The 13,383-nt window shown below is 73.1% G+C and carries 10 protein-coding genes and 1 pseudogene; 6 read left to right on the top strand and 5 right to left on the bottom strand.

The window, feature by feature from the left end; genetic code table 11:
- The first annotated feature begins 20 nt into the window (after positions 1–20).
- Together pknB and L6E17_RS13140 are read left to right on the top strand one after the other, a co-directional pair.
- Positions 21–1,970: a Stk1 family PASTA domain-containing Ser/Thr kinase gene (gene pknB / locus L6E17_RS13145; RefSeq protein ID WP_236240966.1), complete on the top strand. Its 1,950-nt coding sequence runs from the start codon at positions 21–23 to the stop codon at positions 1,968–1,970.
- 6 nt (positions 1,971–1,976) lie between these two features.
- Positions 1,977–2,834: a deoxyribonuclease IV gene (locus tag L6E17_RS13140; RefSeq protein WP_236240965.1), complete on the top strand. Its 858-nt coding sequence runs from the start codon at positions 1,977–1,979 to the stop codon at positions 2,832–2,834.
- Positions 2,835–2,941: 107 nt separating this feature from the next.
- Here the strand turns inward: L6E17_RS13140 and L6E17_RS13135 are convergent, their stop codons facing one another.
- A complete protein-coding gene (locus L6E17_RS13135) occupies positions 2,942–3,574 on the bottom strand; it encodes a sulfite oxidase-like oxidoreductase (RefSeq protein WP_236240964.1) in 633 nt (210 codons plus the stop codon).
- Positions 3,575–3,758: 184 nt separating this feature from the next.
- On the opposite strand from L6E17_RS13135, the gene bfr reads away from it, so the two are divergent.
- Positions 3,759–4,238: a bacterioferritin gene (gene bfr / locus L6E17_RS13130; RefSeq protein WP_236240963.1), complete on the top strand. Its 480-nt coding sequence runs from the start codon at positions 3,759–3,761 to the stop codon at positions 4,236–4,238.
- Between the two features lie 82 nt (positions 4,239–4,320).
- Here the strand turns inward: bfr and L6E17_RS13125 are convergent, their stop codons facing one another.
- A complete protein-coding gene (locus tag L6E17_RS13125; RefSeq protein ID WP_236240962.1) occupies positions 4,321–4,599 on the bottom strand; it encodes a bacterioferritin-associated ferredoxin in 279 nt (92 codons plus the stop codon).
- A 160-nt stretch (positions 4,600–4,759) separates the two neighbouring features.
- Positions 4,760–6,115: a class II 3-deoxy-7-phosphoheptulonate synthase gene (locus L6E17_RS13120; protein ID WP_236240961.1), complete on the bottom strand. Its 1,356-nt coding sequence runs from the start codon at positions 6,113–6,115 to the stop codon at positions 4,760–4,762.
- Between the two features lie 152 nt (positions 6,116–6,267).
- On the opposite strand from L6E17_RS13120, the gene L6E17_RS13115 reads away from it, so the two are divergent.
- The 3 genes and pseudogenes from L6E17_RS13115 to L6E17_RS13110 all read left to right on the top strand — a co-directional run bounded on the left by L6E17_RS13115 (position 6,268) and on the right by L6E17_RS13110 (position 11,257).
- Entirely contained in the window at positions 6,268–9,051 is a 2,784-nt protein-coding gene (locus L6E17_RS13115) for an N-acetylmuramoyl-L-alanine amidase (RefSeq protein ID WP_236240960.1), read from the top strand.
- Positions 9,052–9,169: 118 nt separating this feature from the next.
- Entirely contained in the window at positions 9,170–9,226 is a 57-nt protein-coding gene (locus tag L6E17_RS31455) for a trp operon leader peptide (RefSeq protein WP_374109055.1), read from the top strand.
- Between the two features lie 94 nt (positions 9,227–9,320).
- A pseudogene (locus L6E17_RS13110) lies at positions 9,321–11,257 on the top strand (anthranilate synthase family protein).
- On the opposite strand, the gene L6E17_RS13105 reads toward L6E17_RS13110, so the two are convergent.
- Both L6E17_RS13105 and L6E17_RS13100 read right to left on the bottom strand, forming a co-directional pair.
- A complete protein-coding gene (locus tag L6E17_RS13105) occupies positions 11,206–12,204 on the bottom strand; it encodes a 2-hydroxyacid dehydrogenase (RefSeq protein WP_236240959.1) in 999 nt (332 codons plus the stop codon). The pseudogene L6E17_RS13110 and the gene L6E17_RS13105 overlap by 52 nt on opposite strands.
- A 532-nt stretch (positions 12,205–12,736) precedes the next feature.
- Positions 12,737–13,378, bottom strand: coding sequence for a response regulator transcription factor (locus tag L6E17_RS13100; protein ID WP_236241338.1), 642 nt, complete (start codon positions 13,376–13,378; stop codon positions 12,737–12,739).
- Positions 13,379–13,383: the final 5 nt, after the last annotated feature.

Below are 13,383 nucleotides of genomic sequence, written 5' to 3'. Positions count from 1 at the left end.
GGGCTCGTAGACTCGACGCCGTGGATACGACCCTTCACGACCCGCTGGTGGGCCAGATGCTCGACGGCCGCTACCGAGTCGACGCGCGCATCGCCGTCGGGGGAATGGCCACGGTCTACCGGGGGCTCGACACCCGGCTCGACCGGGCGGTCGCCCTGAAGGTCATGCACCCGTCACTCGCGGCCGACGGGTCGTTCGTGGAGCGGTTCATCCGGGAGGCGAAGTCCGTCGCGCGGCTCTCCCATCCGAACGTCGTCGGCGTCTTCGACCAGGGCGCCGACGGGCCGTACGTGTTCCTGGCGATGGAGTACGTCGCCGGCTGCACGCTCCGAGACGTGCTGCGGGAGCGCACCGCGCTGACACCGCGGGCCGCGTTGGACGTCCTGGAGCCGGTGCTCGCCGCGCTCGGCGCCGCGCACCGCGCCGGCTTCGTCCACCGGGACATGAAGCCGGAGAACGTGCTCATAGGCGACGACGGGCGGGTCAAGGTCGCCGACTTCGGGCTCGTACGGGCCGTCGGCTCCGCCACCCAGACCACCGGCTCCCTGCTCGGCACCGCGTCGTACCTCGCGCCCGAGCAGATCGAGCACGGCACCGCGGACACCCGCACCGACGTGTACGCGTGCGGGGTCGTGCTGTACGAGATGCTGACCGGCGCCAAGCCGCACACCGGCGACACCCCCGCCCAGGTCCTCTTCGGGCACCTCAACGCGGACGTGCCCCCGCCCTCCGACGCCGTCCCCGGCCTCGCCGCCGGGCTGGACGGCGTCGTGGCCGCCGCCACCGCGCGGGACGCCGGGGCCCGGCCGCACGACGCCGTGGCGCTGCTCGCCCTCGTCCGCGAGGCGCGCACCGCGCTCACGGACGACCAGCTGGACCTCGTACCCCCGTCGGCCGAGGGCCGGGCGCCCGGCGGCGACTCCGGTGCCGAGGCCGGTTCCGAGGCTGTGACCAGTGTCATCGCCCGCCCCCTGCCGACCGCGGACGGGGGCGGGGACGTCCAGCACACCAGCCGGCTCGACGTGCCGCCGGACGCCCGCCCGCAGCCCGCGCCCGCACCGCCCCGGTCGGGTCCCCTGGCCCGGCGCGGCGTGCTCGCGGCGGTCACCGCCGTCCTGCTCGTCCTCGGACTCGGCGCGGGCGTCTGGTACATCGGCTCCGGCCAGTTCACCCGCGTCCCGACCGGCGTCCTGGGCGCGACCCGCGCCGACGCCGAGCGCAAGCTCGCCGACGCGGGGCTCGCCGTGGGCACCGTCCGCGAGGAGTTCAGCAGCGCCTTCGAGCGGGGCACCGTGATGGCCACCGACCCGGCGGCCGGGGAGCGCATCCGGGACAACGGCGAGGTGGCCCTGGTCGTCTCCCGGGGCCCGGAGACCGCGAAGGTCCCGGCGCTGGAGGGCAGGCAGCTCGGAGAGGCGAAGGACGCGCTGCGCGGCGCCGGCCTGGCGGTGGGGGTCGTCACCGAGGAGTTCAGCGACACCGTCCGGAAGGGCGCCGTGATCAGCAGCGACCCGCCCGCCGGGACCGAGCGCCGGCCCGACTCCGCCGTCGCGCTGGTCGTCAGCAAGGGCAGCCCGGTCGAGGTGCCCGGGGTCGTCGGGCAGCCGGCCGACGCCGCGCGCCGCACGCTGACCGGCGCCGGGCTCGTGGTCGAGACCGCCCCGGAGCGGGTGCACTCCGCGCAGCCCGCCGGGTCGGTCGCCGCGCAGTCCCTCGCCGAGGGCTCCCGGGCCGCGCAAGGCGACACGATCACGCTCACGCTCTCCAAGGGCCCGCGCATGGTGCCGGTGCCGAACGTGACCGGCAAGAGCGTCGACGACGCGACCCGGGAGCTGGAGGCGGCCGGGTTCGCGGTGGAGGTCAGCAAGAGCTTCCCGTTCCTCAGCGACACGGTGGCCGGCCAGTCCGTCGCGGGCGGCGACACGGCACCGGAGGGCAGCACCATCACCATCAAGACCAAGGGAATCTAGCCGCACATGCGCACCACCCCTGTCGGCAGCCACGTCCCCGTGGCCGGCGGCCTGGCCAAGACCGGCCTGGCGTACGCCCGCGAGATCGGCGCCGAGGCGGTGCAGGTCTTCGTCGCCAACCCGCGCGGCTGGGCGACCCCGGCCGGCGACCCCGCGCAGGACGAGCTGTTCCGCGCGGAGTGCGCGGCTGCCGGCATCCCGGCGTACGTCCACGCCCCGTACCTGGTCAACTTCGGCTCGCACACCGCGGCGACCGTGGAGCGGTCCGTGGAGTCGCTGCGGCACTCGCTGCGCCGGGGCCGGCGGATCGGCGCGCTCGGCGTGGTGGTGCACACCGGCTCGGCCACCGGCGGCCGCCCCCGCGAGGAGGCGCTGGCGCAGGTGCGGGAGCACCTGCTGCCGCTGCTGGAGGAGCTCACGCACGACGACGACCCGTACCTGCTGCTGGAGTCGACGGCCGGGCAGGGCGCGTCGATCTGCTCGCTGGCGGAGGACTTCGGACCGTACTTCGAGGCGCTCGACGCCCATCCGAAGCTGGGCGTCTGCCTGGACACCTGCCATGTCTTCGCGGCCGGCCACGACCTCGCGGGCCCGGGCGGCGTGGCGGAGACGCTCGACGCACTGGTGCGGGCGGTGGGGCCCGGCCGGCTGAGGCTGGTGCACGCCAACGACTCGAAGGACGTGGTGGGCGCCCACAAGGACCGGCACGCCAACATCGGCGCCGGCCACATAGGCGAGGAGCCGTTCCGCGCCCTGATGCGCCACCCCGCCGCCGAGGGCGTCCCCCTGGTCATCGAGACGCCCGGCGGCAAGGAGGGGCACGCGGCCGACGTGGCCCGCCTGAAGTCGCTGCGGGACACCTGAGGCACCCCCGTAAGGGGCGCCCCGCCGCGCCGACGGGCAAGGAGGACGTGGGCCCGCCGCCCCGCCCGCCGGCGGGCATCAGGAGGGCCGGGGCCCGCCGCCCGCGCTCACAGCTCCGGGCCGTCGCCCGGTTCCTCCTGGTACGAGTAGCGCTGCTCCGCCCACGGGTCGCCGATGTTGTGGTATCCGCGCTCCTCCCAGAAGCCGCGGCGGTCGGCGGTCATGTACTCCACCCCGCGCACCCACTTGGGGCCCTTCCAGGCGTACAGGTGCGGGACGATCAGCCGGACCGGGAAGCCGTGCTCCGCGGTGAGGAGCTCGCCGTCCTTGTGGGTGGCGAAAACCGTGCGGTCGGAGGTGAAGTCCGACAGGCGCATGTTGGCACTGAAGCCGTACTCCGCCCAGACCATCACATGGGTGACGTCGGCGGCGGGGGGCGCGATCTCCACGACGCGGCGGGCGAGGACGCCGCCCCACTCGGCGCCCAGCATGCTGAACTTCGTCACGCAGTGCAGGTCGGCCACGACCGTGGAGAACGGCAGGGCGGAGAACGCCGCGTGGTTCCAGCTGTGCTTGCCGCCGTCCGCCGTCGCTCCGAAGACCTGGAACTCCCAGCGCTCGGGCCGGAACTTGGGAACGGGTCCGTAGTGGGTGACCGGCCAGCCGCGCTGCAGCCGCTGCCCCGGTGGAAGCGTGGACTCCCCTGCTGTCCGGTGTTCCCCGCTCTCCGGCTGACCCATGTCTCCATGGTGACAGACGGCAAGGGATGGTCACGACCCGGGTCCGTGCGGTGCCGACCCGCCGTGCACCCTGACAGCCCTAATCGGACAACTACCACTAAGCCTGCACTTACTGGACGAACTCCCCGGACCGGTGCGAGGATGCGCGCATCCGCCCCCTTCACGTGTGGAAGGAGCCTCTGCGATGCAGGGCGACCCCGAGGTCATCGAGTTCCTGAACGAGCAGCTGACGGCCGAGCTGACGGCGATCAACCAGTACTTCCTGCACGCCAAGATGCAGGAGAACAACGGCTGGACGAAGCTCGCGAAATACACCCGGGCGGAGTCCTTCGACGAGATGAAGCACGCCGAGGTGCTCACCGACCGGATCCTCTTCCTGGAGGGCCTGCCGAACTACCAGCGGCTCTTCCACGTCCGGATCGGGCAGACGGTCACCGAGATGTTCCAGGCCGACCGGCAGATCGAGGTGGAGGCCATCGACCGCCTGAAGCGGGGCATCGAGCTGATGCGCAGCAAGGGCGACATCACGTCGGCGAACATCTTCGAGTCGATCCTCGCGGACGAGGAGCACCACATCGACTACCTCGACACCCAGCTGGAACTGGTCGAGAAGCTCGGTGAGGCGCTCTACATCGCCCAGGTGATCGAGCAGCCGGAGAGCTAGGCAGCGCTCCTCGCAGCACCCCCTCCGCCCGGCCGGGCACCGCCCGGCCGGGCGGCGGTGCAGGGGGCGGCGCGGAGCCGGTCTACGCCGCGGCGGGCTGGGGAACGGCGCGCTCGGCGGCGACGGGCTCGGACGACTCCCCGAGGGTTGCGAGGGCGGGTGCGCCCTGGTCCAGCAGGTCCCGGCGGGGGCAGGCGCCGCGGCCGAGGATGGCCTGGATGCGGCGTACGCACGAACCGCAGTCCGTGCCGGCCTTGCAGGCGGAGGCTATCTGGCGGGGGGTGCAGGCGCCCGCGTCGGCGTGCTCCTTGACCTGCTTCTCCGTGATACCGAAGCACGAGCAGACGAACACGCGGGTCACCTCCCTACAGGCTCTGCGCCCCGCCCTGATCAGTGAGGCTAACCTAACCTTACCCACAGCGGGGATGACGCAAAAGCCCGGGAGGCCCGCCCGTACGACGATGGGGCGCGGATCACACGGATCCGCGCCCCATGCGCGTCAAGGCGATTTCAGGCCGACATCACTGGTCGCGGTACATCTCCGCCACCAGGAACGCCAGGTCCAGCGACTGGCTGCGGTTGAGCCGCGGGTCGCAGGCCGTCTCGTACCGCTGGTGCAGGTCGTCGACGAAGATCTCGTCGCCGCCGCCCACGCACTCGGTGACGTCGTCGCCGGTCAGCTCGACGTGGATGCCGCCCGGGTGGGTGCCCAGGGCCTTGTGGACCTCGAAGAAGCCCTTGACCTCGTCCAGGACGTCGTCGAAGCGGCGCGTCTTGTGGCCGGAGGCGGCCTCGAAGGTGTTGCCGTGCATCGGGTCGGTGACCCAGGCGACCGTCGCGCCGGAGGCGGTGACCTTCTCCACGAGCTCCGGCAGCCGGTCGCGGACCTTGTCGGCGCCCATGCGGACGATGAAGGTCAGCCGGCCCGGCTCGCGCTCCGGGTCCAGGCGGTCGATGTAGGTGAGCGCCTCGTCGACCGTCGTGGTGGGGCCCAGCTTGATACCGACGGGGTTGCGGACCTTCGAGGCGTACTCGATGTGCGCGTGGTCCAGCTGGCGGGTGCGCTCACCGATCCACAGCATGTGGCCGGAGGTGGCGTACAGGTCGCCGGTGCGGGAGTCGACACGGGTGAGCGCGGACTCGTAGTCGAGCAGAAGCGCCTCGTGGGAGGCGTAGAACTCGACCGTGCGGAACTCGGCCGGGTCGGTGCCGCACGCCTTCATGAAGTTGAGGGCGTTGTCGATCTCGCGTGCGAGCTGCTCGTAGCGCTGACCGGACGGCGAGGACTTCACGAAGTCCTGGTTCCAGGCGTGCACCTGGCGCAGGTCGGCGTAGCCGCCGGTGGTGAAGGCGCGCACCAGGTTGAGCGTCGACGCGGACGCCTGGTACATCCGCTTCAGCCGCTGCGGGTCCGGGACGCGGGCCTCCTCGGTGAAGGCGAAGCCGTTGACCGAGTCGCCGCGGTACGTCGGCAGGGTCACCCCGTCGCGGGTCTCGGTGGGCTTGGAGCGCGGCTTGGAGTACTGCCCCGCGATCCGCCCGACCTTCACGACGGGCACCGAGGCGGCGTACGTCAGCACGGCGCCCATCTGAAGCAGCGTCTTCAGCTTGGCGCGGATGTCGTCGGCGCCGACGGCGTCGAAGGACTCGGCGCAGTCGCCGCCCTGGAGGAGGAACGCCTCACCCCTGGCGACGGCCGCCATCCGGGCGCGCAGCTGGTCGCACTCGCCCGCGAAGACGAGCGGCGGATACGATTCGAGGTCCGCGATCACATCGCGCAGAGCCTCGGCATCCGGGTACTCGGGCTGCTGCGCCGCGGGCAGGTCTCGCCAGGTCGCCTTGGCGGCGACGGCGTGGGAATCAGCGTTCACGGTCACACCACCACATTACGGGGTCCGCAGGCGCATCCCTGTCGGTGACCAGAGGCTGAGACGGCGCCTCGGCCGTCCCTGGGTGCAGGGCAGCGTGGGCCGTGCTGCTAACGTGCGGCCCTTACAAGAACTTAAGAGTTTCAACCAGGGGGTGGGGCGTGGCACGCAGGCACCGCAGGGATCTGAAGAGGAAACGGTTGCTCTTCGGCACGGCGGCGGGTGTCGTCGCCACGGCCGTGGTCGGCACGATCGCGGTGGCGTCACCGGGCTTTCTGGACTCCCCGGCCGGCAAGAGCCGGGAGGACGTCCCGCTGCAGGCCCGGTTCGCCGAGGCGGCGCGCGAGTTCGACGTGCCGCAGAGCGTGCTGATGGCCGTGTCGTACCGGCAGACCCGCTGGGAGTCGCACGACGGCGAGCCGAGTGTGACCGGTGCGTACAACGTCATGGGGCTGACGAAGGTCGACCCCGAGGACATCCGGCACGACGAGCACCACGACGACGAGGCCATCGCCCACTTCAACGGCAGCGGCAAGCGGGAGATCGAGAAGACCTTCGACCCCGCCAAGGTCCGCCGGATCCTGGAGAAGGCGGAGGTCGACACCAGCGACCCCCGGCTGCACACCCTGGACAAGGCCGCCAAGCTGATCGACGCCTCCACCGAGGAGGTCCAGAACGACAGCTCCCAGTCCATCCGGGCGGGCGCGGCGCTCCTCGCGGAGTACCAGAAGCAGGCCGGCGGACCGCTGTCCGACGAGCCGGGCGACTGGTACCCGGCCGTGGCGCGCTACAGCCAGTCGCCCGACAAGAAGGGCGCGGACCTCTTCGCCGAGCGCGTCTTCGAGTCGATCAAGACGGGCGAGAAGGAGCTCACGCTGGACGGCGAGCAGGTCAGCCTGCCCGCCGACCCGTCGGTCGAGCCGGTGAAGCCGGCGAAGGTGCCGCTGGCCGTGCGGCACGCCACCACGACGCAGACCCCGACGCCCGACTGCCCCACCGGCCTGAACTGCAACTTCGTGCCGTCCCGCACGTCGAGCACGGGCAAGCGCAACTACACGCTCGGCGACCGCCCCCACCAGGGCGTCGACATCCGCCAGATCGTCATCCACGACACCGAGGGCGGCTACGACGGCTCCCTCGCGGCGCTCACCAACCCGGACGTCCCGGGCAGCGCCCACTACCTGATCCGCGCCTCGGACGGTCTCGTCACCCAGATGATCGAGAACAAGCACCTGGCGTGGCACGCGGGCAACTGGACCCACAACATGCACTCGATCGGCGTGGAGCACGAGGGCTACGCGATCAAGGAGGGCAAGTGGTACACGGAGTCCCAGTACCAGTCCTCCGCGGAGCTGGTGAAGTTCCTGGCCGCCAAGTACGGCGTGCCGCTGGACCGTGAGCACATCATCGGCCACGACGAGGTGGCGCTCCAGACGGACAAGGGCGTCAGCAAGCTCCACTGGGACGCGGGCCCGTACTGGGACTGGAACCACTACATGAAGCTGCTGGGCGCCCCGCAGGGCGACCAGGGGGCGGGCGGCCTGCTCAAGGCCGGCCAGGTGGTCCGCGTGGTGCCGCCCTTCACCACGGCGAACCAGCCGAAGCTGACCGTCGGCGGGAACGCCGTCACGCCGCGCCCGTCGAACTTCGGCTACCTCTACACGTCGCCGTCGACCGGCGCGAGCACCCTGAAGGACCCCTACTTCACCTCCCTGTGGAGCGAGGGCTCGAACTACGGCAACAAGGTCCGCGCCGGCGGCAGGTACGTGGTCGCCGAGGCCCGCAACGACTGGACGGCGATCTGGTACGCGGGGCAGAAGGCCTGGTTCCACAACCCGGGCGGCCAGTACACCGTGCCGGTGGCCGGCGCCACGGCCGTGAAGCTGCGGGCGGGGCTGGCCTCGACCAAGGTCTTCGGCCGCTCCTTCCCCGAGACCGCCGCGTACACCGCGGCCGGGCTGGACAACCCGGGCGACGAGAACGACCCGCTGTCGAAGTTCACCTTCGCCTCCGGCCAGGCCTACGCGACGGCCGGCCCCGCGGTGAAGGGCGACGACTGGTTCGGCTCCGCCCAGAAGAACGTCATCGGCAGCACGATGTTCGTGCCGATCCGCTTCCACCACAAGATCACCTGGGTGAAGCAGAGCGACATCGTGGAGGTTCCCGGCACCGCTCCCGTCGGCACCGAGGGCCGCTACAACATGGTCGCCCGCGACTCCTCCGGCGTGCTGTGGCAGTACCAGGGCACCGGCGACGCCGCGGCGCCGCTGCTCAGCCGCTACCGCGTCGGCAGCGGCTGGAAGGGCTACGACGTGACGCCGCTGTCCGTGCTGCGGGCGGACGGCACCGGCGACCTGGTGGCCCGTGACAGCAACGGCACGCTCTGGATCTACTGGGGCACCGGCAATCCGGACGCGCCCTTCCGCTCGCGCGTCTCGATCGGCAGCGGCTGGCAGACCTGGACCCTGCTCACCGGGGCCCGCGACCTCACGGGCGACGGCCACCCGGACATCATCGCCCGCTCCTCCGACGGCGGCCTGTGGCTGTACAAGGCGACCGGAGACCGGACGACCCCGTTCACCCGGGGCACGAAGATCGGCAGCGGCTGGCAGGGCTACACCGCGCTCTTCCCCGCCGGCGACCTCTCCGGAGACGGCATCCCGGACATGCTCGCCCGCTCGGCCGACGGCAGCCTGCTGATCTACCCGGGCAGCGGCAGCGCGACGACGCCCCTCACCAAGGGCCGGAAGATCGGCAGCGGCTGGCAGGGGTTCACCTCGCTGGTCGGGCCGAGCGACCTCACCGGCGACGGCAGGCCCGACGTGGTCGCCCGTGACGCGAACGGCGGCATGTGGCTCTACCCGGGCACCGGCGACGCGACCACGCCCCTCACCACCGGCAAGAAGTTCGCCGACGGCTGGAACATCTACGACCTGGTCATCTGATCCGGCCTGAGCAGCCGACCCGCCTGGCAGTCCCAGGCCCTGCCCGCCCGCGGCACGGCGGCCGTCCCGGTATCCGGGACGCGCCGCGCGCCGCGGGCGGTTGCGTTACGATCCCCCCGTGTTCGCGCAGACGATCCTGGACTGGTGGTGGACCGCTCATCCGGCGGCCCACTGACTGCGCGTACCCACCGACATCGCGAAGGCCGCCCGAGGGGCGGCCTTCCTGCTGTGCGCGGGCCGTTCCTCCCCACTCGGAAGGAACACCACGGATGCACCTCAGCGATCTGCTCGACCCCCGCTCCCCCCGGGGGCGGCAGCCCTTCGCCCTGCTGCGCCGCCGCACGCCCGGCCGGGACCGCGACACGGTCGAGGTTCTGACCGGCCCCGTCCGGGAGGTGCAGCACCTGGCCGACCTCCCCGTCGGCGGTGCCGGCGGGCGGCCCGCGCTCGCCCTCGTGCCGTTCCGGCAGCTCCGCGAGCGCGGCTTCGAGGTACCGGACGACGGCACCCCGCTGTCCGTGCTGGTCGCCGAGGAGTCGTACGAGCTGCCGCTCGCCGAGGCCCTCGACCGGCTCCCCGCGCACGGCGTGCGGGTGGAGGGCGGCGGCTTCGACGTGCCGGACGAGGAGTACGCCCGGATCGTGCGGCGGGTCGTCGAGGACGAGATCGGGCACGGCGAGGGCGCCAACTTCGTGATCCGCCGCACCTACGGCGGCCGGATCCCCGGATTCGGGCGGGCCGACGCCCTGGCGCTGTTCCGGCGGCTGCTGGCCGGGGAGCGGGGCGCGTACTGGACGTTCGTGGTGCACACCGGGGACCGCACCCTCGTCGGGGCCAGCCCCGAGGTGCACGTGCGGATGTCCGGCGGCACCGTCGTCATGAACCCGATCAGCGGCACGTACCGCTACCCGGCCGGCGGCCCGACGGTCGAGGGCCTGCTGGACTTCCTCGCCGACCGCAAGGAGACCGACGAGCTGTCCATGGTCGTCGACGAGGAGCTGAAGATGATGTGCACCGTCGGCGACCGGGGCGGGGTCGTCGTCGGGCCGCGGCTGCGGGAGATGGCCCACCTGGCGCACACCGAGTACGAGCTGCGCGGCCGGTCCACGCTGGACGTGCGGGACGTGCTGCGCGAGACGATGTTCGCCGCGACCGTGACCGGCTCCCCCGTCGAGAACGCCTGCCGGGTCATCGGGCGCCACGAGCGCGGCGGCCGCGGCTACTACGCGGGCGCGCTGGCCCTGCTGGGAACCGGCGACGGCGGCGCGCAGACCCTGGACTCCCCCATTCTGATCCGCACCGCCGACATCGGTGCCGACGGCTCCCTGCGGGTGCCGGTCGGGGCGACGCTGGTGCGGCACTCCGACCCGGCGGGCGAGGTCGCCGAGACCCACGCCAAGGCGGCGGGCGTGCTCGCGGCGCTCGGGGTGCGGCCGGGCCGCCCGCCTACGGGACCGGTCCCGTAGGCGCCGGACTGGCGGACGATCCGCGGGTGCGGGCGGCGCTGGACGCGCGGCGTGCGGACCTGGCGCCGTTCTGGCTGCGGATGCAGGAGCCGGGCGCGGAGCTGCGGGGACGGGCCCTGGTCGTGGACTGCGAGGACACCTTCACGTCGATGCTGGCGCACGTGCTGCGCGCGGCGGGCCTTGAGGTGGCGGTGCGGCGGTACGACGAGCCGGGGCTGCGGGAGGCGGTGGCGGCGCACACCGGGCCGGTGGTGCTGGGACCGGGGCCCGGCGACCCCGGGGACCTGTCGTCCCCGCGGATGCGGTTCCTGCGCGGCCTGGCCGCCGAGGTGCTGGCCGGCCACCGCCACGGGGTGCTGGGGGTGTGCCTGGGGCACGAGCTGGTCGCGGCGGAGCTGGGGCTGCCCATCGTCCGGAGGGAGGTGCCCTATCAGGGCACGCAGGCGGCCGTCGACCTGTTCGGCCGCACCGAGACCGTCGGCTTCTACAACAGCTTCGTGGCGCGCTGCGACGACGAGGCGGCGCGGAGCCTCGCGGCGCGCGGGGTGGAAGTGAGCCGCTGTCCGGCGACCGGCGAGGTGCACGCGCTGCGGGGGGCGGGCTTCGCGTCCGTGCAGTTCCACCCCGAGTCGGTGCTGACGCTGGACGGCGCCGCCCTCGTGCGGGAGCTGGTGGCCGGGTGGGCGGCTCAGGCCGGGGCGGGCACCAGCACGTTGCCGCTGCGGCGGCCCTCCGCGTAGTCGCTGACGTTCTGCACCGTCGTGGCGATGATCTCGGCCAGCGCCTCGGCGGTGTAGTACGCCTGGTGCGAGGTGACCAGCACGTTCGGGAAGGTCATGAGCCGGGCCAGGGTGTCGTCGTCGACGCCCTGGAGGGACTTGTCCAGGTAGAACAGGCCGGCCTCCGCCTCGTACACGTCGAGCCCGACGCCGCGGAACCGACCGGCGCGCAGCTCGGCGACGAGGGCGTCGGTGTCGACGAGGCCGCCGCGGCTGGAGTTCACGAGGAGGGCGTCGTCCTTCATGGCCCGCAGCGCGTCGGCGTCGACGAGGTGGTGGGTCTCGGGCAGGAGGGGGACGTGCAGGCTGACGAGGTCGGCCTCGCGGAACAGCACCTCCTTCTCCACGTACGCCATGCCCAGCTCCAGGCAGTCGGGGCTGGGGGCGAGGTCCCAGCCGAGCAGCCGCATCCCGAAGCCGTGGGCGATCCGGGCGAACGCGGTGCCGATCCTGCCGGTGCCGAGCACGCCCGCTGTGCGGCCCCGCATGTCCCGGCCGAGCAGCCCGTCGAGCCGGAAGTCGAAGTCGCGGGTGCGGGTGGCGGCCCGCACGATGCGGCGGTTCACCGCCATCGCGAGGGCCCAGGCGAACTCGGCGACGGAGTACGGCGAGTAGGACCGCACCCGGGCCACGGTGAGGCCCAGGTCGCGGGCCACGTCGAGGTCGATGTTGTTGAAGCCGGTCGACCGCTGCGCGACCAGCCGCGTGCCGCCCGCCGCGAGGGTACGCAGGACGGGGGCGCTCAGGTCGGCGTTGACGCTGGTGGAGACGGCTTCGTAACCGGCCGCGATGGGGGCGGTGTCCGCGTTGAGGAACACGTCGAGGCAGCGCACGGCATGCCTCCCCGCGAACGCCTCTTCGAGCAGGGGCTTCTCGTCAGCCTGCACACCGAACGCGAGCACGTCCACGGGGCCTCCTCCTGAGGGCCGGGCCTACGCGATACGCCGACGAGCCGACTATAGGTCTCCGCCGGACCCCCCGCCCGGGGCCGAAGGTCCCGCGCCGCCCGGCCGCGGAGCGCTCCCGCGGGACCCGCCGCTCGGAGACCGCCACGGGCGCGGGTGCGGGTGGACACCCGTGCGACGGGGGCTGCGGGCGCCGGTCCGAGAGGCCGAGCGGAGGTGCGCGCTGGGACTGCGGGGCTGCGGGGGCCGCGCCGAAGGGCAGTGCGGGCACCGGTACGGCGGAGACGGCGGGCGCCGGTACGGCGGAGACGGCGGGCGCCGGTACGGCGGAGACGGCGGGCGCCGGGCCGAGGCGCCGGGCACCCGTCCGACCGAGGCCGCGGGCACCGGGCGAAGGCGCCGGGCAGCCGTTTCCGAGGGGCACGGGCCGCGGAGGCGGGACGTGGTCCGCGGAAGGCTGCGGAGGCAGCCGAGCGGTGCGGGCGGGCAGCCGCCCCAGCCCCGCGGCCGCCCGCCCGTGGCGGGGCCCGCGGGGCTACACCTCGTCCAGTCCGCGTTCTATCGCGTAGCGGACCAGTTCCACACGGTTGTGGAGCTGGAGCTTGCCGAGGGTGTTCTGGACGTGGTTCTGGACCGTGCGGTGCGAGATGACCAGGCGCTCCGCGATCTGCTTGTAGCTGAGGCCCTTGGCGACCAGGCGCAGGACCTCGGTCTCGCGCTCGGTGAGGTGCGGGGCCTTCGGCCGGTCGGGGGTGGGGGCGGGCTCCGCGGCCAGCCGGCGGTACTCGCCGAGGACCAGGCCGGCCAGCCCCGGCGTGAACACCGGGTCGCCCGCCGCCGTGCGCCGCACCGCGTCCTGCAGTTCCTGGGTGCTCGCGGACTTCAGCAGGTACCCGGTCGCCCCGGACTTGACCGCCTCCAGCACGTCCGCGTGCTCCCCGCTCGCCGACAGCACGAGGACCCGCGGCCCGGACCCGGGTCCGACGAGTTCCTTGCAGACCTGGACGCCCGGCTTGCCCGGCAGGTTCAGGTCGAGGACCAGCACGTCGGGTGCGGCGGCGCGGGCCCGCCGCACCGCCTGCTCGCCGTCGCCGGCCGTGGCGACCACGTCGAACCCGGCCTCGCCGAGGTCCCGTGCCACGGCGTCCCGCCACATGGGGTGGTCGTCGACCACCATCACCT

Source organism: Streptomyces sp. CC228A (genome assembly GCF_021390935.1).
Taxonomy (GTDB): Bacteria; Actinomycetota; Actinomycetes; order Streptomycetales; family Streptomycetaceae; genus Streptomyces.
The sequence above is the reverse complement of the archived record's forward strand: the minus strand, read 5'-3'. Positions and strand labels throughout refer to the sequence as shown.

What these genes read in the sequence shown, in the direction of transcription:
- L6E17_RS13140 (WP_236240965.1), top strand. Translation starts at nt 1,977, where the DNA reads ATGCGCACCACCCCTGTCGGCAGCCACGTCCCCGTGGCCGGCGGCCTG.
- L6E17_RS13135 (WP_236240964.1), bottom strand. Translation starts at nt 3,574, where the DNA reads ATGGGTCAGCCGGAGAGCGGGGAACACCGGACAGCAGGGGAGTCCACG.
- bfr (WP_236240963.1), top strand. Translation starts at nt 3,759, where the DNA reads ATGCAGGGCGACCCCGAGGTCATCGAGTTCCTGAACGAGCAGCTGACG.
- L6E17_RS13100 (WP_236241338.1), bottom strand. Translation starts at nt 13,378, where the DNA reads ATGGTGGTCGACGACCACCCCATGTGGCGGGACGCCGTGGCACGGGAC.